17 protein-coding genes, 1 tRNA gene and 1 pseudogene are annotated in these 19,910 nt (G+C 71.4%); 15 read left to right on the top strand and 4 right to left on the bottom strand.

Annotated features, from left to right (window positions below; translation table 11 throughout):
- The first annotated feature begins 442 nt into the window (after positions 1-442).
- The 9 genes from O7609_RS10870 (at position 443) to O7609_RS10830 (ending at position 10,710) form a co-directional block, all read left to right on the top strand.
- A complete protein-coding gene (locus O7609_RS10870) occupies positions 443-625 on the top strand; it encodes a hypothetical protein (protein ID WP_269734730.1) in 183 nt (60 codons plus the stop codon).
- Positions 626-1,035: 410 nt separating this feature from the next.
- Positions 1,036-2,334, top strand: a complete 1,299-nt coding sequence (locus O7609_RS10865) for an MFS transporter (RefSeq protein ID WP_269734729.1) — start codon at positions 1,036-1,038, stop codon at positions 2,332-2,334.
- 21 nt (positions 2,335-2,355) lie between these two features.
- On the top strand, positions 2,356-3,666 hold the full coding sequence (locus O7609_RS10860) for an ATP-grasp domain-containing protein (RefSeq protein ID WP_269734728.1): 1,311 nt from the start codon (positions 2,356-2,358) through the stop codon (positions 3,664-3,666).
- 12 nt (positions 3,667-3,678) lie between these two features.
- Positions 3,679-4,464 (top strand): HalD/BesD family halogenase, encoded by a 786-nt coding sequence (locus tag O7609_RS10855; protein WP_269734727.1) that lies wholly within the window; start codon positions 3,679-3,681, stop codon positions 4,462-4,464.
- On the top strand, positions 4,457-5,773 hold the full coding sequence (locus O7609_RS10850; protein ID WP_269734726.1) for a fatty acid desaturase: 1,317 nt from the start codon (positions 4,457-4,459) through the stop codon (positions 5,771-5,773). Before O7609_RS10855 ends, O7609_RS10850 begins: the two co-directional genes overlap by 8 nt.
- Positions 5,770-7,137: a phosphoribosylamine--glycine ligase gene (gene purD, locus O7609_RS10845; protein ID WP_269743489.1), complete on the top strand. Its 1,368-nt coding sequence runs from the start codon at positions 5,770-5,772 to the stop codon at positions 7,135-7,137. The genes O7609_RS10850 and purD overlap by 4 nt, the downstream gene beginning before the upstream one ends.
- 8 nt (positions 7,138-7,145) lie before the next feature.
- Positions 7,146-8,492, top strand: a complete 1,347-nt coding sequence (ectB, locus tag O7609_RS10840) for a diaminobutyrate--2-oxoglutarate transaminase (protein ID WP_269734724.1) — start codon at positions 7,146-7,148, stop codon at positions 8,490-8,492.
- Positions 8,489-10,141 (top strand): rhodanese-like domain-containing protein, encoded by a 1,653-nt coding sequence (locus O7609_RS10835; protein WP_269743488.1) that lies wholly within the window; start codon positions 8,489-8,491, stop codon positions 10,139-10,141. The genes ectB and O7609_RS10835 overlap by 4 nt, the downstream gene beginning before the upstream one ends.
- Entirely contained in the window at positions 10,138-10,710 is a 573-nt protein-coding gene (locus O7609_RS10830) for a GOLPH3/VPS74 family protein (protein WP_269743487.1), read from the top strand. The genes O7609_RS10835 and O7609_RS10830 overlap by 4 nt, the downstream gene beginning before the upstream one ends.
- Before the next feature lie 159 nt (positions 10,711-10,869).
- Here the strand turns inward: O7609_RS10830 and O7609_RS10825 are convergent, their stop codons facing one another.
- Together O7609_RS10825 and O7609_RS10820 are read right to left on the bottom strand one after the other, a co-directional pair.
- Positions 10,870-11,337 (bottom strand): RidA family protein, encoded by a 468-nt coding sequence (locus O7609_RS10825; RefSeq protein ID WP_269734721.1) that lies wholly within the window; start codon positions 11,335-11,337, stop codon positions 10,870-10,872.
- Positions 11,334-11,492, bottom strand: coding sequence for a DUF4177 domain-containing protein (locus O7609_RS10820; RefSeq protein ID WP_003967454.1), 159 nt, complete (start codon positions 11,490-11,492; stop codon positions 11,334-11,336). Before O7609_RS10820 ends, O7609_RS10825 begins: the two co-directional genes overlap by 4 nt.
- A 44-nt stretch (positions 11,493-11,536) precedes the next feature.
- Here O7609_RS10820 and O7609_RS10815 point away from each other — a divergent pair.
- Positions 11,537-12,505 (top strand): annotated as a pseudogene (locus tag O7609_RS10815) (ArsA-related P-loop ATPase); the annotation flags it as partial.
- A gap of 152 nt (positions 12,506-12,657) precedes the next feature.
- Complete coding sequence (locus O7609_RS10810) at positions 12,658-13,833, top strand: ArsA family ATPase (protein WP_269743486.1); 1,176 nt, start codon at positions 12,658-12,660, stop codon at positions 13,831-13,833.
- Between the two features lie 177 nt (positions 13,834-14,010).
- Here the strand turns inward: O7609_RS10810 and O7609_RS10805 are convergent, their stop codons facing one another.
- The gene (locus O7609_RS10805) at positions 14,011-14,352 is read right to left on the bottom strand and encodes a WhiB family transcriptional regulator (protein WP_269734718.1); all 342 of its coding nucleotides are present in this window, start codon (positions 14,350-14,352) and stop codon (positions 14,011-14,013) included.
- A gap of 516 nt (positions 14,353-14,868) precedes the next feature.
- On the opposite strand from O7609_RS10805, the gene O7609_RS10800 reads away from it, so the two are divergent.
- Positions 14,869-17,211 carry a transglycosylase domain-containing protein gene (locus O7609_RS10800; RefSeq protein WP_269743485.1) on the top strand — a complete coding sequence of 781 codons (2,343 nt, stop codon included), beginning with the start codon at positions 14,869-14,871 and terminating at the stop codon, positions 17,209-17,211.
- A 213-nt stretch (positions 17,212-17,424) separates the two neighbouring features.
- Here O7609_RS10800 and O7609_RS10795 read toward each other — a convergent pair whose 3' ends face one another.
- Positions 17,425-17,880 carry a GatB/YqeY domain-containing protein gene (locus O7609_RS10795; protein WP_269734716.1) on the bottom strand — a complete coding sequence of 152 codons (456 nt, stop codon included), beginning with the start codon at positions 17,878-17,880 and terminating at the stop codon, positions 17,425-17,427.
- A 120-nt stretch (positions 17,881-18,000) separates the two neighbouring features.
- Between O7609_RS10795 and O7609_RS10790 the strand changes: the two genes are divergently transcribed.
- From O7609_RS10790 to O7609_RS10780, 3 genes are all read left to right on the top strand, one after another.
- On the top strand, positions 18,001-18,699 hold the full coding sequence (locus tag O7609_RS10790) for a 4'-phosphopantetheinyl transferase family protein (RefSeq protein ID WP_269743484.1): 699 nt from the start codon (positions 18,001-18,003) through the stop codon (positions 18,697-18,699).
- A gap of 103 nt (positions 18,700-18,802) precedes the next feature.
- The gene (locus O7609_RS10785) at positions 18,803-19,732 is read left to right on the top strand and encodes a metallophosphoesterase (RefSeq protein ID WP_269743483.1); all 930 of its coding nucleotides are present in this window, start codon (positions 18,803-18,805) and stop codon (positions 19,730-19,732) included.
- A gap of 70 nt (positions 19,733-19,802) precedes the next feature.
- Positions 19,803-19,876, top strand: a tRNA-Pro gene (locus tag O7609_RS10780).
- Positions 19,877-19,910: the final 34 nt, after the last annotated feature.

The following is a 19,910-nucleotide window of genomic DNA, read 5'->3' as shown; positions in this document are numbered from 1 at the left end:
AAGTACCGGGTAAAACAGAGGCGTTGGGTCTTCCTCCGAGACTGCGCGAGCAGGCCGCGAGCGGACCGCGAGCCGGTGGCCCGCGACGTGCGGGCGCCGGCGGGCGCCGAGCGCCGGGAGCGGTCGTGCCGGCCGGACGACGTCCCCTTCGGGACGCTGGCCGCCGTGCCGAGGGGAAGACGTCGCCGGGGGTGTTCCGTTGCCCGGAGGGGCGGTGAAATCCGTCCCGTCACGGCCGGGCGGAGGGGGCGCGGAGGGCTGGGATCCGCCGTGGAACGGCGCTGGCCTGCTGCGCAAGCCTTCCTACTTACGCCTGTCTCAATCACGACAATGTCGTTATGTTGCCGCGCGACACGGCGCCGGGGCAACCTCTTCCCGTGGGGCTCGCCGCCACCTCAGGCGACCTTCAGAGAACAATCTTCACAGGATTGGATACGGGGACATGGCCAAGAGAGCAGCGCTCGCCGCTTCGGCCTCCGCACTGGCGTTGGGTCTGGTGCTGGCAGGTGAAGTCCTGACACAGGACGCGGGTCCGGCCGCGCACGTGGCGGCGGATCAGCGGCCCGGCCAGATCTCCGCCGTCATGCAGTCCGGAGGTTTCCAGAACGACACCGGGTGGGGCTGACCCGAGTGCTGGGAGCGAGCGGACGGGACGCCGGCCTCCGGGCCGTCGCCTCGTCCGTGCTCCGCGGAGAGAACGGGGGTCTGTTCGGTGTGCTTCCGGGACGCGGCCGTCGGCCGGTCCGCGGAAGGTCCTGACGGCACCGTCCGGCACCCGCGCGGCGCCCCGCGACAGCGGGAAGGAGGCCGAGCCGGCCGGACGAGACCGGTCCGGCCGCTCGTGCCGCGCCCGTGACCACGCCCGTCACCACGCCCATGCCGCGCCCATGACCGCGTCGGCGACCGCGTCGGTGACCCGTCGACGTCGAGCGCCGACCTCACGCGCCCCTGGCGACGCGAACACGCCACGCGCCCATGCGACGGGATCGCGACCGAGCGCCGTGATGCCTCACGAACAGAAAGATCCTCTGTGACATGAGTGTGTACCTGCACCGCAACTTCCTGCTCAGCTTCCTCGCGTCGTTCATCTCCCTGTTCGGCTCGAAGCTGCTGATGATCTCGTACGTCGCGTACGTCTTCACGGAAAAGGGAAGTGCGACGCTGGCCGCGATCGTGTTCGCCGCCGACTGGATCGCGAACCTCTTCATCGGCATCCTGGGCGCGCAGTACATCGACCGGCAGGACGCCAGAAAGCTGCTGATCTGGCTCAACCTGGTCACCGCCGGCGTCACGCTGGTGTTCCTGGGCTTCACCGACCCGGACCTGTACGTCTACGCGGTCGTCATCATCTTCCTGCGGGCGCTGCTGAAGAGCGCGGTGCAGAACGCCCGGGTCAAGGGACTCGTGCAGTTCTTCAGCGAGAAGGAGACCAACACCTTCTCGCCGCTGTTCAACTCCGCCCTGCCGATCGCGATGGCGCTGGCGGGCGCGGTGGGCATCGTCATCCTCGACATCGCCGGAATGGCCGCCGTCGTCCTGATCGACGCCGCCTGCTTCCTCGTCGCCGCCGGGCTGATGGTGCTGGTGCGGCCCAACAAGACGCGGCTGGAAGCCTCGTTGAGGAGCTCGCGGGGCGAGGGCCGCCGCACCAGCCTGGCCGGGGTGCGGGACGCGTCCTCGCTGATGTCGCGCAACGACACGATCGGCACCGCGGTCTTCTACATCGTCCTGTCGGTCACCGCGTTCCAGGCCACCTACGAGTCGCTGATCACCGTGATCCCGGAGATCTGGTACGGCTACGGGGAGTCCGGCATCGCGCTGTTCTTCACCTTCGAGTCGATCAGCATCATGGCCGGCGCCTTCATCTACCAGTGGTTCAGCCGCCGCGACCTCATCAACGACTCGAACAAGCAGAAAGTCAACCTGTCCGTCGTCACGGCCATCACCGCCCTGTATCTGGCGATGCCCGCGACGAGCGACAACATCGTCCTCGCGGTCGCCGTGTTCTCCCTGATGGTCCTCGGCGGCGAGGTCATCTGGGTGCACCACTTCAAGCTGATGATCGCCACGACGCCGGACGCGCGGGTCTCCTCCGTGGTGGGGCTCCAGACCGCCATCGGGTACAGCCTCATGGCCGTCTTCGCCTTCGTCTTCGCCCGCGGCCTGGACAGCAGCCTCGGCATCGACACCACCGTGTACCTCAACGTCGCGCTCACCGTCGGACTCGTCATCGGCTGGGAGCTCCTCCGCAGGAAGATCCAGCGACGTGAGCAGCAGCAGGCGACGCCGTCCGGTGTCGACGACCCGGCACCCGCCCAGACCGCCGCCCAGTAAGTCCCTTTGGAGGAACCAGCCATGACGGCGTCCGAGAAGAAGCAGGCTTTCGTCCTGCTCGAACTGATGAACCACATGCTCCTGATCGCGCAGGAGGCCAAGCGCCGCGGCCACCACGTCGTCGTCCTCAACCAGGGGCCGTTGCAGGACAAGGGGCCCTTCGCGGTGCCGGACGGCCTCGTCGACGAGCTCGTGCGGGTGCCCTCCTGGTCCGACGCGGAGCAGGTCGGCAAGATCGTCGACACCGTGCACGCCACCTACGATGTGGTCGGCACCTACGCGGCCTTCGAGGCGACGCTGCCCTTCGAGGCCGAGATCAGGCACCGCGCCGGACTGCCCACCAGCGGCTTCCACGGCGTCACCCAGGTGCTGGACAAGGCGCGGGTGCGCCGGAAGCTCTACGCCGAGGGGCTCTCCACGCTGCGCTCGGTCTCCCTCACCGAGGCGCTGGCCTGGGAGAGCTGGGAGTTCGAGCGCTCCGCGGTGCTCAAGCCCGCCAACGGCACGGGCAGTGCGCTGTGCTTCATGGTCGGCACGATGGACGAGCTGCGTGAGGCCGCGGATCAGGTCGCCGCGGCGGCCGTGGTGAACCCGATGATGAAGGAGTACATCCTCAGCCACGGCGAGTTCGTCCTGGAGGAGCGCGCCGAGGGCGAACTGCTCTCCGTGGAGTCCCTCGTGGACCGGGGCGAGGTGCACGTCGTCGGGCTCACCGGGCGGTACGTCTCGGCGATGGACCCCGTCGTCGAGCAGGCCGCGTGCTTCCCCTACCCCCATCCGCGACGCGCGGAGATCGAGTCGGCGGCCCGGGACTTCCACGCCGCGCTGGGCATCGGGCACGGGCCCACGCACCTGGAGGTCATGGTCCCCGACGAGGGCCCGATCGAGCTGATCGACTTCAACATCCGCATGGCCGGGCTGGCCATGGCGGTGTGCATGGGCAACGCCTTCGGCATCGAGTACGCCGTGCCGCTCACCGACATCGCCTGCGGCGAGCGGCCCGACCTCGCCTTCCTCGGCAACGCCCGCCGCGCCTCCGCCGACATCCTCCTCCTGCCGCCCCCGGAAGCCACCGTGATGTGCGAACTGGGCTTCCCCGAGGGCACCGAGTACGGACGGCACATGAAGGAGATCGGCACGCCGCTCTCCGGGCGTGCCGACCAGCTCGACGTCGTCGGCATGGTCATCGTGACCGCCGACAGCGTCGAGGAACTGCACGACAGGATCCTGACCGTGCGGAGGGAGACCCTCTTCGACGGCAGGCCGCTGGGCGACAACCCGAACAACCAGCTCTTGTTCCCGAGGTACCACCACTCCGCAACCCTTGCCTAGGAGCGATCCCCCATGACGGTTACCGAGTCCGGTGCACAGGCGCAGACCAGCAAGATGCAGGAGACCGACGCCCGTTACGAGAAGCACTTCGCCGACCGCTTCACCGGTGCCGAACTCACCGGCCTGCAGGAGCGGTTCCGCGACGAGCACATCGTCCCCATCCGCGGGTTCTGCCCGCCCGACCTGCTGAGCGAGTTGCAGCGCGAGGCGTTCGGGATCATGGACGAGCACGGCGTCGACCGCAAGTTCTCCTTCGAGATCACCGACGGCACCCCCCGCCAGATGACGACGGTGGGCCAGCCGGTCATCAAGGACGAGGGCCACCTCATCCACGCCACCTACTTCTCCCCGGCCGTCAAGAGCCTGCTCGGCTCCATCGTGGGCGAGGAGGTGTACACCTGCCCCTACGCCGGCGAGCACTACGTGATCAGCCGGCTGGGCAAGAACGGCGACACCCACGGCTGGCACTGGGACGACTACACCTACGGCTTCATCCTCGTCCTCCAGGCCCCCGAGTACCGGGACGGCGGGTTCGTCCAGGCCGTGCCCCACACCTCCTGGGACAAGAAGAACCCCGACGTGTACGGCGCCCTGCTCAAGAGCCAGGTCCGCTCGTACCACCTGGAGGCGGGCGACGCCTACGTAGTCAAGACCGACACCACCATGCACCGCGTCTACCCGATCCGCGGCGAGACCAGCCGCACGATCGTGAACATGACGCTGGCCAGCGCCGCCGACCTGACCCGTGAGATCACCCACGAGACCAACGACGCGCTGTTCGGAGGCACCGGTGCCTAAGTCGCAGGAGCAGGAGAAGCTGCGGGACACGGAGCGGACGGCACAGGCGGCGCCGGAGGGCGCCGAGCAGCTCCGGCACAGCAGCACCTCGGACGTCGCGGAGCTGGTCGACGCGGAGCCGCGGGAGAGCATGCGCTTCTTCCCCGGCTTCGTCCAGCCCTACCTCACCTGGATCACCGGCGTGCCCCTCAAGGGCGGCAAGCAGCTCATACCCTGGAGCCCCAACCGGGCCGGCCTGCTCGGCCTGTTCCAGATGGCTGGGGGCATCACGCTCGGCGCGTTCGCGCTGCACCCCTTCACCGCCTGGTCCATCCCCCTGCTCGTCCTGGGGTGGCTGTTCACCAGCGGCGGCATGCGGCGGCTCGACGTCGTCGTCGTCCACCAGACGCTGCACCGGATGTTCCACAAGTCTGCGCGCGTCAACCGCGTGGTCGGGGAGATCATCACCACCGCGTTCTGGCGCACGCCCTACGACAAGAACCGCGAGGAGCACCTGGCGCACCACGCCTACCCCTGCTCCATGAAGGACAGCGACACCCTCTACCTGCTGGGCACCGGCATGCGGCCCGGCATGACCCGCTCGCAGTTCCGCACGTACCTGTGCAAGGCGCTGTTCTCGCCCCGGCACCACCTCCTCGGCTTCTACGGCCGGGTCAAGGGCAACTTCGTCGGCGTGAAGCCGCGGTACCGGCTGGTCATGTCGATCGTCTACGCCGCCGCCACCGCCACGTTCGTCGGCCTGACCGGCTGGTGGCTGGAGTGGCTGCTGCTGTGGGTCTTCCCCGTGTCGTACGTCTTCCAGAACTGCACCTTCCTCTACACCATGACCGAGCACCGCTGGTGGCTGTTCGGCAACCAGGAGCGGCTCAGCCGGGACAAGCGCGACCTGCTGACCTTCGGCCGCTTCTGCGGTGAGCCGGTGCCGGACCCGTCGCTGGGCGGCGTGCGCAAGCTCGGCGCGTGGACCCACTGGACGTACCGGATGCTGCTCGTGCACTCCGCCTACCGGATGTTCGTGCTCGTCGGCGACACCGTCCAGCACGACCTGCACCACGTCATGCCCGCCTGCGACTGGGCCAACTCCCCCTGGATCCGCGCCGACGACCAGGACAACCGGCCCGAGCGCTACACCGAGGTGTGGGGCTCGCTCGCCGACCACCTGCGCGCCGCCGGTCAGGTCGACGGCGACCGCACGGGCCTGCCCGAGGACACCGAGCCCACGCCGTGGGAGGAGTCGGTCCCCGTCCTCACGGGCGTCGTCGCCGCCCCCGCGGGCTCCGTGAGCAAGGCATCGGGAGGCACCTCATGACGGACGTACTGGTCATCGACGGCACCGGGCGCGGGCACGCGATCTGCGACCTGTTCGTGCGCACCGACCCCGCCACCCGGGTGTACTACGGCCCCGGCTGCGACGCGCTCCAGGCCGAGCGCATCGTCCCGGTGCCCGCCATCCGGCTCGACTCACCCGACAGCGCGCTGGAGTTCCTCGCCGAGCACCCGGTCGAGTTCGTCTTCGTCTCCAACATCGACGCCCTGTCCATCGGCTACGCCGACGTGCTCGCCGAGCACGGACACCGGGTGATCGGCCCGTCCCGCGAGGCGGCGGCGCTGGAGGCCAGCAAGGAGCGCGGCAAGCGGTTCTGCGACGAGCACGGGCTGCCCACGGCGCGCTACGCCTCCTTCACCGACGCCGAGGCGGCCCGCGCCCACGTCCGCACCGTGCCCTACGCCTGCGTCGTCAAGACGGACGGGCTCACCCCCGACGGCGACGGCTCGGTCGTCTGCGACACCGCGGCCGAGGCCGAGGCCGCCCTCGAGGCGTTCGCCGCGGCCCAGGGCGAGAGCTTCCACGTCGTCATCGAGGAGCGCCTGTACGGGCAGGAGATCTCCGTCTTCGCCCTGCTCGACGACGCGGGCTACCTGCTCTTCCCCACCGCGCTCGACTTCAAGCGCACCCTGGAGCGCGACGCCGGCAAGAACTGCGACGGCATGGGCTCCATCGCCCCGCACCCGCAGGCGTCCCCGCTCCTCATGGAGGAGATCCGGCGCACCCTCGTGGACCCGCTGGTGCGCGGCCTGCGCGCCGAAGGGCTCGCCTACACCGGGTTCGTCTACATCGGCGCGATGATCACCGGCACGGGCCTGCGGGTGATCGAGATCAACACCCGCTTCGGCGACTCCGAGGCCGAGGCCGTCCTGCCCGGCGTCCACAGCAACTTCACCGAGCTGTGCCGGGCCGTCCTGCGCCGGGACGTCGCGGGCCACCCGCTCGTGACGGACGGGCTCGTGCGGTGCAGCGTCGCGCTCACCCAGGGCTGCCTGGACCTCTCCGACCCGACGACACCGCCGGGCTGGCCCTTCGGCGACTTCGTCACCGGCCAGCCCATCACGGAGTCGACGACCGAGGCGCCGGACGCCGGCCAGGTGTTCTACGCCAACGTCCGCACCGGGGCCGACGGCCGCGCCGTCTCCAGCGGCGGCCGGGTGCTCCACGTCGTCGGTACCGGCATCACCCTCGCCGAGGCCCGCGCCGCCGCCTACCGGCGCATCGAGCGGATCACGTTCCCCGGCATGCGGTACCGGTCCGACATCGGAGCCGCCTTCGAGGCGGCACCCCCCACCCAGTTCACCGAGGCGCACGGGGAACTGGCCGTCGCGGACAGCGGAAGGTAAGACGTTACGTGGCCACTGACACCATCACGCCGACGCTCTTCGAGACCGTCGAGTCCGGGGTCCGCTCCTACGCGCGGTCCTTCCCGGGCATCTTCACCAGCGCCAAGGGCGACCTGCTGTTCACCGAGTCGGGGGAGCGGTACATCGACTTCCTCTCCGGAGCGGGCACGCTCAACTACGGCCACAGCCCGGACTGCATCAAGCGGGAGCTGATCGGCTACCTGGAGCGGGACGGGCTGATGCACGGCCTCGACCTGTCCACCTCGGCCAAGGCCGACTTCCTCGACGCGTTGCGCACCTTCGTCCTGACCCCGCGCGGGCTGGACTACAAGGTGCAGTTCACCTCGCCCACGGGCACCAACGCCGTCGAGGCGGCCCTGAAGCTGGCCCGGCTGGCCACCGGCCGGACCAACGTGGTGGCGTTCAGCGGCGGTTTCCACGGTGTCAGTGCGGGTTCGCTCGCGGCGACGGCCTCCGGCTACTTCCGCCAGGGGCTGCACGCCACGCTCAACCACGTCACCCACATCCCCTACCCGGACTCCCCCCTCGGGGAGTTCGACAGCCTGGACCTCCTCCGCCGCATGGTGGAGGATCCCAGCTCCGGGGTGGAGAAACCGGCCGCGGTGCTGCTGGAGACCGTGCAGGGCGAGGGCGGCGTCTGGGTGGCCCCCGTGCCGTTCCTCCAGGGCCTGCGCGAGCTGTGCGACGAGCACGGCATCCTGCTCGTCGTCGACGACATCCAGGCGGGCTGCGGCCGGACGGGGACGTTCTTCTCCTTCGAGCGGGCGGAGATCGTTCCCGACCTCGTCACGCTGTCCAAGTCGATCGGCGGCTACGGGCTGCCGCTCGCGGTCCTGCTCCTCAAGCCGGAGCTGGACATCTGGCAGCCCGGCCAGCACAACGGCACCTTCCGGGGCAACCAGCTCGCCTTCGTCGCGGCGGCGTCCGCCCTGCGGCACTACTGGAGCGACGACACGTTCTGCCAGCGGGTGCGGACCAAGGGCGAGCTGGTCACCGAGCTGCTCCAGCGCCGGGTCGTCGAGCCACTGGGCGTCCGCGTCCGCGGCCTCGGCCTGATGCAGGCCGTCGACGTCAGCGGCGTGCCCGGACTCAACGCCGCGGAGGTCTCGCGGCGCTGCTTCGAGAAGGGGCTCGTGGTGGAGGTCTGCGGCCGCGCCGACGAGGTCCTCAAGATCCTGCCGCCCCTCACCATCAGCCAGGTCTCCCTGTCGGCGGGGCTCACCATCCTCATCGACTCCCTGGCCGAGCTGCACCCCGCGGCCGCCGTTCCGGCCGGCCGGAACGACCAGAAAGACCAGCACGACCTGACCACGAACGGAGCAACGACCGCATGAAGACAGCAGTCATCGTCTCGACCCGGGGGTTCGCCGCCTTCCGGTACGACCTGCTGGAGTCGCCGGAGTCCGTGCGGTTCGTCGGGGTCTTCTCCGACCTGGACGTCGTCAACCTCTCCGAGGAGCAGCGCGGCTGGTTCGAGCGGATCCACGTGGTGCCGTGCGGGCTCCCCGACCCCAGCGCCATGCTGGCCTCGCTCGTCGACGAGGACGCGGCCCGCAAAGCCGTCGAGGAGGAGCTGGACGGCACTTCGCTGGACGAGCTGACCCTGCACTGCTACGACGAGCAGAACATGATCGTCGCGGCGGCCATCCGCTCCCACTTCGGCATCCGCGGCCCCGGCCTGGACGACATCCTGCCGTACCGCGACAAGGTGCTCATGAAGCAGCGGCTCCTCGACGCCGGCGTCCGGGTACCGCTGTTCGGCGTCTTCTCCCCCCAGCGGCACGCGGAGGACCGCGCCGGATACTTCAAGGAGATCGTCGGCGAGGTCGGCCTGCCCTTCATCCTCAAGCCGACCGACGCGGCCGGCTCGGAGGGCGTCCTCAAGATCGCCGACTCGGCGGAGTTCGAGCGCCTGCCCGCCGACTTCGGACGGGACTACGAGTACGAGGAGTTCGTCGAGGGCGCGATGTACAGCGTCAACATCGTCACCGAGGAGGGGAAGACCGTCTTCGGCGGCGTCACCGAGTACCTCGTCAACTCGATGGAGATCCCCGGCGGCAAGGTCAACGCCGACATCAACCTCATCGACTCCGACCCGCGCGTCGCCCGCATGGTGGCCTTCGGCGAGCAGGCCATGGACGCCCTGGGCCGCATCGACGGGGCCTCCCACCTGGAGCTGTTCCGGACGGCTGACGACGAACTCGTGTTCCTGGAGGTCGGCGCCCGCTTCAAGGGCATGGCCGGGCTTGCCGCCATGCAGCGCAACTACGCCATCGCCTTCGTCAACCTCGCCTTCCAGATCGAGAGCGGGGTGCGCAGCCGCCCCTGGGACGCCGAGCAGATCTACTGCTACGACGGCGTCGTGCCCAAGAGCCACGGCATCGTCGCCGAGCTCATCGAGCCCGAGCTCGAGAGCGACGTCGAGATGACCTGGAAGGTGGAGGTCGGCGAGGAGATCGAGAAGAGCAACTCGCTCATCGCCAACGGCGGCACCTTCCTCGTGCTCAACAAGGACTACGAGGCCGCCTACCGCGACTTCCGGCGGCTCGCCGACTACCGTCCCATCCGCTACCACCGCCCCAGCCGCGTCCTGAGCACCGAACCGGCCGCGCCGGAGCGGGCGGTGGAGTACTTCCGGGACGCCCGGCTGGCCTGCGAGACCGACCCGTTCGACCTCCACCACGACATCGAGGCCGAGGTCGCGGGCCTGGTCGTCGTCGACGCCCGGCTGCCCGAGGCGTACGCGAAGGAGCGGTTGCCCGGGGCGATCAGCCTCCCGCACCAGCACATCGACGCCGAGTCCGTCGCCGGGCTCGACCGGGACGCCGTCCACGTCGTCTACGGCTGGGACCCGGCCTGCAACGGCGCCACCCGCGCGGCGGCCAAGCTCGCGGCGCTCGGGTTCCGGGTCAAGGAGATGATCGGCGGCCTGGAGTACTGGAAGCGCAAGGGATACCCGACCCGCACGGACCGCCCCGAGTGATCCGGCCGCCCACCGCGACCGGCCGCCTCGCCGACGCCCTGCTGCTGCACGCGGCGGAGACGACCGGAGGGCGGCCGGACCGGTGGCGCACCGAACTGGGGCTGGGCGCCGCCGGTGCCGTCCTCGTCGACCTGGCGTTCATCGGACGCGTGGCGGTCCGGCCCGACGGCGTCACCGTCCGGTCCGCCGCCCGCGTCGAGGACCCCGTCGCCGACGGGGTGCTGGGCGCCCTGCTGCTGACCGGGCGGGGCCGCTGCCTGGAGGGCTGCGTCGAGCATCTGGCGCCGTCCGTCTACGAGGCGGTGCTCGCCCGGCTGCTGGCCGAGGGGCGGCTCGAGTGCGTGCGCGGCCGGTTCGGCGCCCGGTACGGCCGCTGCCTGCCGACCGCGCCGGCCCCGACACCGCCGCACGGGCCCCACGCGGACGCGCTCGCGGCGCTGTCGGGTGCGGTCCGCAGGCGTCCGCCCGGCCGCCGGGCCGCCGACGGCGGCCCGGCCGTCGAGGCGGTCTGCGCCGCCGTCGAGGGCCGCCTGCGCGCCGCAGCCCAGACCCTCACCTGTCCGTTCTAGCCCGCGCCCCCGCAGGAGCGCGGGGAACTGCGCGAGCGGCCACGACGCACCGGCAGGCGGCGACGCGCGGGCAGGGGCGCCCCCGGTGCCGGGGCTGCGCTTGCCAGCCCTGCGCCTCTGGCGCAGACCTCCCGAGCGCAGGTGGCGCCCCGGCCAGGCTTACCCCAGCTCGACCTGGATCTCGATCTCCACCGGTGCGTCGATGGGCAGGACGGAGACGCCGACCGCGCTGCGCGCGTGGACGCCCGCGTCGCCGAGCACCTCGCCCAGCAGCTCGCTCGCGCCGTTGACGACCCCGGGCTGGCCGGTGAAGTGCGGGGCGGAGGCGACGAAGCCGACGACCTTCACCACCCGGACGATCCGGTCCAGGTCACCGGCGACGGACTTGACGGCCGCCAGGGCGTTCAGCGCGCAGACGGCCGCCAGCTCCTTCGCCCGCTCCGGCGAGACCTCGCTGCCCACCTTGCCCGTGGCCGGCAGCGAGCCGTCCACCAGGGGAAGCTGACCGGCCGTGTAGACGTACGGACCCGTTCGCACGGCCGGAACGTACGCGGCCAGCGGCGCCGCGACCTCGGGCAGCTTCAGGCCCAGCTCGGCGAGCTTCGCCTCGACGCGGCCCGCGCTCACGCCTTCTCCCGCTTGAGGTAGGCCACGAGCTGCTCGGGGTTGTTCGGGCCCGGCACGACCTGGACGAGCTCCCAGCCGTCCTCGCCCCAGGTGTCCAGGATCTGCTTGGTCGCGTGCACGAGGAGCGGCACCGTTGCGTATTCCCACTTCGTCATGGGCCTGAGCGTAACGGCTGGGGCCCACTCGTTACGCTCGCAGGGTGAGCAGGCTGCATGTGGTCACCGGCAAGGGCGGTACCGGCAAGACGACGGTCGCCGCCGCACTCGCGCTGGCCCTGGCGGACGCCGGGAAGCGCACACTCCTCGTGGAGGTGGAGGGACGACAGGGCATCGCACAGCTCTTCGAGACCGAGGCGCTCCCCTACGAGGAGCGCAAGATCGCCGTGGCCGCCGGGGGCGGTGAGGTGTACGCCCTGGCCATCGACGCCGAACGGGCCCTGCTGGACTACCTCCAGATGTTCTACAAGCTCGGCGGCGCGGGCCGCGCGCTGAAGAAGATCGGCGCCATCGACTTCGCCACCACCATCGCCCCCGGCGTGCGCGACGTGCTGCTGACCGGCAAGGCGTGCGAGGCGGTCCGCCGACGCGACCGGGACGGCGCCTTCGTCTACGACGCCGTCGTCATGGACGCCCCGCCGACGGGCCGCATCACCCGGTTCCTCGGCGTCAACGACGAGGTGGCCGGGCTCACCCGCGTCGGCCCCGTGCACAACCAGGCCCAGGCCGTCATGCGGGTGCTCAAGTCCCGGGAGACCGCGGTGCACCTGGTGACGCTCCTGGAAGAGATGCCGGTGCAGGAGACGGTCGACGGGGTCGCCGAACTGCGCGGCGCCGGGCTGCCGGTGGGCGCGGTCGTGGTCAACCTGGCGCGCCCCGCGGTGCTGGACGCCGCCGCCCTGGCCGCGGCCGAGGACCTGCGCCCCGACCTGGCCGAGGCGTTCGCCGCGGCGGGGCTGGGCGGCGAGCGCAGCGGCGTCGGTGCCCGGCGCCTGGTGGAGCCGCTGCTCCGGCAGGCCGGGGAGCACGCCGAGCGGGTACGGCTGGAGGCGCTGCGGAGGGAGGAGATCGCCGCGCTGGGCCTGCCCACGCTGGAACTGCCGCTGCTGTGGGACGGCGTCGACCTCGCGGGCCTGTACGAGCTGGCCGCGCAGGTGCGCACCCGCGGCCTGGACGCGGCGGGCCGCCTCGGCGCGGCGGGCGACCTCGGCGCGGCGGACCACGTCGGCGCCCCGGGCCGCCGCGGACGCCCGGACGACGCGGCACACCGGAACCTCTCCGAGGACCACCGGACGGACGGCGGCGAGCCGGAAGGAGCCGGAGCATGAGCCCGGAGACCCTGCGGGACGTACCGATACTGGAGACCGACCCGCTGCTGGACGACCCGGACACCCGCATCGTGGTGTGCTGCGGCGCGGGCGGCGTCGGCAAGACGACGTCCGCCGCCGCCCTGGGCGTGCGGGCGGCGGAGCGCGGCCGGAAGGTCGTCGTCCTGACCATCGACCCGGCGCGTCGGCTGGCGCAGTCCATGGGGCTGACGGAGCTGGACAACACGCCCCGGCGGGTGCCCGGTGTCGACACCGCCAAGGGCGGCGAACTGCACGCGATGATGCTGGACATGAAGCGCACGTTCGACGAGATCGTCGAGGCGCACGCGGACGCGCAGCGGGCCCGCGCGATCCTGGAGAACCCCTTCTACCAGTCCCTGTCGGCCGGCTTCGCCGGGACGCAGGAGTACATGGCGATGGAGAAGCTCGGCCAGCTGCGGGCCCGCGACACCTGGGACCTCGTCATCGTCGACACCCCGCCCAGCCGGAGCGCGCTGGACTTCCTCGACGCCCCCGGCCGCCTCGGGTCCTTCCTCGACGGCCGGTTCATCCGGCTCCTGTCCGCACCGGCGAAGGCGGGCGGCAAGGCCGGGCTGAAGATGTTCAGTCTCGGCATGACGGGCGTGTCGATGGTCACGGGGGCGCTCGGCAAGCTCCTGGGCGCCGGCATGCTGCGCGACGTCCAGACCTTCGTCGCGGCCATGGACACCATGTTCGGCGGCTTCCGCACCCGGGCGGATGCCACCTACCGGCTGCTCCAGGCCCCGGGCACCGCGTTCCTCGTCGTCGCCGCGCCCGAGCGGGACGCCCTGCGGGAGGCGGCGTACTTCGTCGAGCGGCTGCACGCCGACCGCATGCCCCTGGCCGGGCTGCTGCTCAACCGCGTCCACGGCAGCGACGCCGACACCCTGGGCGCCGAACGCGCCCTGGCGGCGGCGGAGGCCCTGGAGGACGCCGCCGGTGACGGCGAGCACCACGAACTCGCGGCGGGGCTGCTGACCCTGCACGCCGAGCGGATGCGCGTCATCGCCCGCGAGCGCCGGATGCGGGATCGTTTCACCACGCTGCACCCGGAGGTGCCGGTGGCCGAGGTGGCCGCGCTGCCCGGTGACGTCCACAACCTGGCGGGGCTGCGCGACATCGGCGAGCGCCTCGCCGCCCAGCGCCCCTGAACGGGCGCTCCGCCAAGGGCGCGGGGCACCGCGCGACCGGCCACGAGCACCCGCACCCCGCACCCTGCGGGCAGGGGCCACCCTCTGCCCGCACGGTGCTCCGCGCCGCGCGGCCGCACCGGCCGACCCCGCGCCTCCCCCTGGCGCGGACCTCACCAGCGCGGCGGCGGCGACCCTTCAGACCGCCGCGACCGGCACCTCCGCCTGGCCGGGCGGCGACTCCGCGTAGCCCTGCCCGAAGGACTCGTACTCCGCCCGGGCCGTCTCCAGCAGCCGGCGCCAGGACGTGACCGTGGGGCGTCGGCGCAGCAGCGCCCGCCGCTCCCGCTCGGTCATGCCTCCCCAGACGCCGAACTCCACGCGGTTGTCCAGGGCATCGGCCAGGCATTCGGTGCGTACCGGACATCCGGTACACACTGCCTTGGCTCGATTCTGGGCCGCGCCTTGCACGAACAGTTCATCCGGATCAGTCGTACGGCAGGCGGCCTGCGTACTCCAGTCGGTTGCCCAGCTACTCATGCTGGTGCCGTCCTCTCCCGAAATCGAGGCTCCCCCACGGCGACAAACGGCATATGCACCGTCGCCGGTTGAGGACGTTACGGAAGGCGAGCAAGCGACAACACCCCCGTCGGGCCCAATCTTGAATGGCCCGAACGGACTATGCGTGCGCGGGACATCACCCAACGGAGTGACCCCACGTCGGGCGGCTTGCCACGCGTCCGGGCGACCAGTCGTCTGTCATATGACGCCCATCCGGACGGCTCTCATCACTCACAGGAGTGAGATTCCGGACGTTACGGCCCCCGCGCGCGGCCACCCTAGCCGAACACCCGCACCCGTGTTCGCTCTTTTCCCACGCATGTTCGGCGACTTCCTCTCTCGCCCCTCAGTTGAACGACCCCCACGCGCGGAGGACGTGCGGACGACGCCGGTCGACGCCGGTCGACCCGGAGGACCCGCGAACCCGGTCGCGCGGCAGCCCGCGAAGCCTGTGGCGCTGGGGGAGCGGCGGGGCGTCGGGCTACCCTTGCCCGCATGGCAAACAAACGCTCGGGCGGTGGGCTGTCCGCGACGCAGCAGGCCGCCAAGTTCCTCGGCGTCAGCGTCCTCGCCGGAGCGGTCGCGGCCGGGATCGCCCTGCCCGCCGTCGGCATCGCGGGCCTCACGGCCAAGGAGACGGCGCAGGGCTTCGAGGAACTGCCGATCGACCTCAAGCGGCCCCCGCTCAGCCAGAAGACCCGCATCCTCGACGCCGAGGGCGGGCTGATCGCCGACGTCTACTCGCGCAACCGGGTCGTCGTCCCCCTGGACGACATCTCCCCGTGGATGCGGAAGGGGATCGTCGCCATCGAGGACTCCCGCTTCTACGAGCACGGCGCCGTCGACCTCAAGGGCCTCCTGCGCGCCCTGACCCGCAACGCCCAGAGCGGCGAGGTCACCCAGGGCGGGTCCACCCTGACCCAGCAGTACGTGAAGAACGTCTTCGTCGAGGAGGCGGGCAACGAGGAAGAGGCCTTCGAGTACGCCACCCGGAAGACCCTCGGCCGCAAGATCACCGAGCTGAAGTACGCCATCGCGCTGGAACAGGAGCTGACGAAGGACCAGATCCTGGAGAACTACCTCAACATCACGTACTTCTCCGAGCAGGCCTACGGCGTCGAGGCCGCCGCCCAGCGCTACTTCTCCAAGCCCGCCAAGGACCTGGAACTGCACGAGGCCGCCCTGCTGGCCGGCATCGTCCAGAACCCGAGCAAGTACAACCCGGTCGGCTTCCCGGGGAACGCCAAGGAGCGCCGCGACACGGTGCTGCGGCGCATGGCCGAGGTCGGCGACATCACGCCCGAGGAGTTTGAGGCCGCCCAGGCCAAGGAGCTCGGCCTCGACGTCAGCGCCCCCCGCCAGGGCTGCATCACCGCCGCCGACGAGGCCGGCTTCTTCTGCGACTACGTCGCCAAGGCCTTCCTCAGGAACCCGGCCTTCGGCAAGACGGACAAGGAACGGCTCGCCCGCTGGAACCGCGGCGGCCTCACCATCCGCACCACGCTCCAGCCCAAGGCCCAGGCCGCCGCGGCCGCCGCGTCCAAGAGCAAGGTCAACCCCGACGACGAGGTCGCCGCCGCCGTCGTCTCCATCGAACCCGGCACCGGCAAGATCGTCGCCATGGCCCAGTCCCGGCCGTACGGGTTCAACGCCGAGAAGCACCAGACCATGCTCAACCTGTCCGTCAACCACGACATGGGCGGCTCGACGTTCGGTTTCCAGGTCGGCTCCACGTTCAAGCCTGTGGTCGCCGCCGCCGCACTGGAGAAGGGCATCAGCCCGGCCCACACGTTCAAGAGCGACTACAAGCACGAGTTCGACCTGTCGAAGTTCACCACGTGCGACGGACAGCCGTACAACCAGGAGAAGTACGACGTCCCCAACGAGCTGAAGACCGAGCGCGGCACCTGGGACATGACCAGCGCGCTGGGCATGTCCATCAACACCTACGCCATCGACCTCCTGCAGAAGACCGGCATGTGCCAGACGGCCAAGATGGCCAAGGCCATGGGCATCACCCAGGGTTCGGGCAAGCCCCTGGACATCCAGCCCTCCATGGCCCTCGGCGCCCAGCCCAGCAGCCCGCTGACCATGGCCGCCGCCTACGCCACCTTCGCCAACCGCGGCACGTACTGCGAGCCGATGGCGATCGAGTCCGTGACGGACGCCGAAGGAAACGAACTGCGGCCCCCGGGCCCGAACTGCAGCTCCGCCATGGCCCCGAAGACGGCCGACACGATCAACCAGATGCTCAAGGGCGTCGTCGAGGACGGCACCGGCACCTCAGCCGGCCTGCCCGGCCGCGAGACCGCGGGCAAGACGGGCACGACCGACGAACGGCGCAACGCCTGGTTCGTCGGCTACACGCCGGAGCTCTCCACCGCCGTCTGGGTCGGCGGCGACGGCGCCGAGAAGGTGTCGATGTTCGACATCACCATCGGCGGCCAGTACTACGCCAAGGTCAGCGGCGGCGGCCTGCCCGGCCCCATCTGGCGGACAGCCATGTCCGGCGCCCTGGAGGGCGTGCCCGCCTCCGCCTTCAACCCGGTCAAGGTGCCGCGCGCCAAGCCGGACAAGGACAAGAAGCCCAAGGACGACGACCGCGACGACGGCCGCCCCGGCGGGCCCCCGCCCCCCGGCGACCCGGAATGGCCCGAGTTCCCCTGGGACCCGCTGACCGGCGGCAACGGCAACGGCGGCGGTAACGGCAGCGGTGGCTGGACCGACGGAGGCACCACGGACGGAGGCACCACCGACGGCGGCACGACCGGCGGCACCACCGACGGCGGCTGGGGCGGCACCACCGGAGAGCCGGGCTACCCGCCGAGCCCCCGGTAACGGCACCACGACGACGGGCCCGCTCCTCGGGAGCGGGCCCGTCGTCGTCGCGTCACGCCGGAGCCGTCACGCTCTCACCGGACCGAAAGGCACCCGGACGAGGCGGCCGGAAGCGTCCGTCAGCCGCGGAGGCGTCCGTCAGCCGAGGCGCCCGGTGGGACGGCAACGGGGGCGGACGGCGGAGGGGACGCGGGTCGGTTCCACGAGGGCGGCTCAGCCCGTGAGGGCCTTCTTCACGGCGGCGGCCACCCGGCCGCCCTCCGCGCGCCCCGCCACCTTCGGGTTCACGGCCTTCATGACCTGACCCATCGCCTTCGGCCCCTCCGCGCCCGTCTCCGCGACCGCCGCGGCCACCAGGGCGTCGAGCTCCTGGTCCGTCAGTTGCGCGGGCAGGTACTCGACCAGCACCCGGCCCTCGGCCCGCTCCCGCTCGGCCGAATCCGCCCGGCCGCCCTTGTCGAATGCCTCGGCCGCCTCACGGCGCTTCTTCGTCTCGCGCGTGAGGACCTTCAGCACCTCGTCGTCGGAGAGCTGGCGGGCCTCCTTGCCCGCCACCTCCTCCTTACTGATCTCGGACAGGGCCATCCGGAGAGTGGAGGAGCGCAGCTCGTCGCGCTCCTTGATCGCTGCGGTCAGATCATCCTGCAGCCGGGACTTGAGGGTGGTCATGCCCGTCAGTCTGCCAGCAATCACCCCCACACGCGTCCGGATAAACCCCCGACCGCCACACCCGCCCGCCCTACAGGCCGTACGATCACGAACGACACACCGGCACGGGAGGGGAGCCCTGTGTACAAGCCGACGGAACTGACGTCCCTACAGACCCGGTTGCGGCCCGCGCCGCTGGCCGAGGACGGCACACCCGCCCTGTGGACGGCGCGTGTCGCCGCCCTGGGCCCCGAAGCCGCCCGGCTCGCCCGGGACGTCCTCGACCCCACCGAGACCGCTCAAGCCGCCTCCTTCCGCCGCGAGGCCGACCGCGCCCTCTACGTCACCTCACACGTGACGCTGCGCCTGCTGCTCGCCGGCCACCTCGACCGGCCCCCCCAGTCCGTCCCCTTCACCCGGCTCACCTGCCCCGGCTGCGGCGAACCCCACGGCCGTCCCGCCGTCGCCGGCTCGCCCCTCCACTTCTCGCTCTCCCACACCGGCGACCTCGCCCTCGTCGCCGTCGCCACCGTTCCCGTCGGCGCCGACGTCGAGGCCCTCCCGTCCCCGGACACCGTCGACAACGTCATCCGGGCGCTCCACCCCCGCGAGGCCGCCGAGCTGCGCGCCCTGCCGCCCCGCGAGGCCCCCACCGCGTTCACCCGCACCTGGACCCGCAAGGAGGCCTACCTCAAGGGCCTCGGCATCGGCCTCGCCCGCGACCCCGGCCTCGACTACGTCGGCTCCGGCCCCACCGCCGCCGCCCTCCCCGGCTGGACGATCACCGACGTCCACGCCCCCACCGGCTACGGCGCCGCGGTGGCCACGGCCACCACCTGACCCGAGAGCCCCGCGGCCCCCGGAACCACCGACGTCCCCCGAGCCGAGCAGTCCCCCTCCCCTTGATCGTCCCGCCCTCCGATCCCTCTGAGACGATGGAGGGATGCGCGTGCGATACGGAGTACCCCTGGGTGTGGCCGCCTTCGGAGCGGCCTGCGTCGGCTACGCGGTGGGCATCGAGCCCCGCGCCTTCCGCCTGCGCCGGATCAGCGTCCCCGTCCTGCCCCCCGGAATGCGCCCCCTGCGGCTGCTCCAGGTCTCCGACATCCACATGGTCAGCGGCCAGCGGCGCAAGCGGCGCTGGCTCCAGTCCCTCGCGGCCCTGCACCCGGATCTCGTCGTCAACACCGGCGACAACCTCTCCGACCCCGAGGCCGTCCCCGAGCTCCTCGACGCCCTCGGCCCCCTCATGGCCTACCCCGGCGCCTACGTCTTCGGCTCCAACGACTACTACGGCCCCCGCCTGCGCAACCCCGCCCGCTACCTCATGGAGAAGGCCAGCGGCCGCCACGGCCTCAACGGCAACCCCCCGGCCGTCGGCGCCGTCCACAACCCCTGGGAACCCATGCGGGACGCCTTCGACGCCTCCGGCTGGGCCGACCTCACCAACGCCCGCGGCCGCATCAAGCTCGAGGGCTGCGACCTCGCCCTCACCGGGCTCGACGACCCCCACATCAAGCGCGACCGTTACCACCAGGTCGCCGGCGGCCCCGACCCCGGGGCCGACCTCAGCCTCGCCGTGGTCCACGCCCCCTACCTGCGCAGCCTCGACGCCTTCACCGGCGACGGCTACCCCCTCATCCTCGCCGGCCACACCCACGGCGGCCAGCTCCGCATCCCCGGCTACGGCGCCCTCGTCACCAACTGCGACATCGACACCGCCCGCGCCCGCGGCCTCTCCACCCACACCGTCGACGACCGCCGCGCCTACCTCCACGTCTCCGCCGGCTGCGGCGCCAACCGCTACACCCCGGCCCGCTTCGCCTGCCCCCCCGAGGCCACCCTCCTCACCCTCACCCCCCGGTCCCGCTGACCGCCGCTGCTCCTCGCGGAACCGGATTTCGCGCTCACGCGAGCGTGGGCTAAAGTAGTCCCCGTTGCTTCGGGGTGTGGCGCAGCTTGGCAGCGCGCTTCGTTCGGGACGAAGAGGTCGTGGGTTCAAATCCCGCCACCCCGACTGAAGAAACACAGGTCAGGGCCACCGACTCACG

It is taken from the genome of Streptomyces sp. WMMC1477 (assembly GCF_027460245.1).
Classification (GTDB): domain Bacteria; phylum Actinomycetota; class Actinomycetes; order Streptomycetales; family Streptomycetaceae; genus Streptomyces.
This window is presented reverse-complemented; position numbering and strand designations above follow the sequence as displayed.

What these genes read in the sequence shown, in the direction of transcription:
- O7609_RS10870 (WP_269734730.1), top strand. Translation starts at nt 443, where the DNA reads ATGGCCAAGAGAGCAGCGCTCGCCGCTTCGGCCTCCGCACTGGCGTTG.
- O7609_RS10865 (WP_269734729.1), top strand. Translation starts at nt 1,036, where the DNA reads ATGAGTGTGTACCTGCACCGCAACTTCCTGCTCAGCTTCCTCGCGTCG.
- O7609_RS10860 (WP_269734728.1), top strand. Translation starts at nt 2,356, where the DNA reads ATGACGGCGTCCGAGAAGAAGCAGGCTTTCGTCCTGCTCGAACTGATG.
- O7609_RS10855 (WP_269734727.1), top strand. Translation starts at nt 3,679, where the DNA reads ATGACGGTTACCGAGTCCGGTGCACAGGCGCAGACCAGCAAGATGCAG.
- purD (WP_269743489.1), top strand. Translation starts at nt 5,770, where the DNA reads ATGACGGACGTACTGGTCATCGACGGCACCGGGCGCGGGCACGCGATC.
- O7609_RS10835 (WP_269743488.1), top strand. Translation starts at nt 8,489, where the DNA reads ATGAAGACAGCAGTCATCGTCTCGACCCGGGGGTTCGCCGCCTTCCGG.
- O7609_RS10820 (WP_003967454.1), bottom strand. Translation starts at nt 11,492, where the DNA reads ATGACGAAGTGGGAATACGCAACGGTGCCGCTCCTCGTGCACGCGACC.
- O7609_RS10810 (WP_269743486.1), top strand. Translation starts at nt 12,658, where the DNA reads ATGAGCCCGGAGACCCTGCGGGACGTACCGATACTGGAGACCGACCCG.
- O7609_RS10805 (WP_269734718.1), bottom strand. Translation starts at nt 14,352, where the DNA reads ATGAGTAGCTGGGCAACCGACTGGAGTACGCAGGCCGCCTGCCGTACG.
- O7609_RS10800 (WP_269743485.1), top strand. Translation starts at nt 14,869, where the DNA reads ATGGCAAACAAACGCTCGGGCGGTGGGCTGTCCGCGACGCAGCAGGCC.
- O7609_RS10795 (WP_269734716.1), bottom strand. Translation starts at nt 17,880, where the DNA reads ATGACCACCCTCAAGTCCCGGCTGCAGGATGATCTGACCGCAGCGATC.
- O7609_RS10785 (WP_269743483.1), top strand. Translation starts at nt 18,803, where the DNA reads ATGCGCGTGCGATACGGAGTACCCCTGGGTGTGGCCGCCTTCGGAGCG.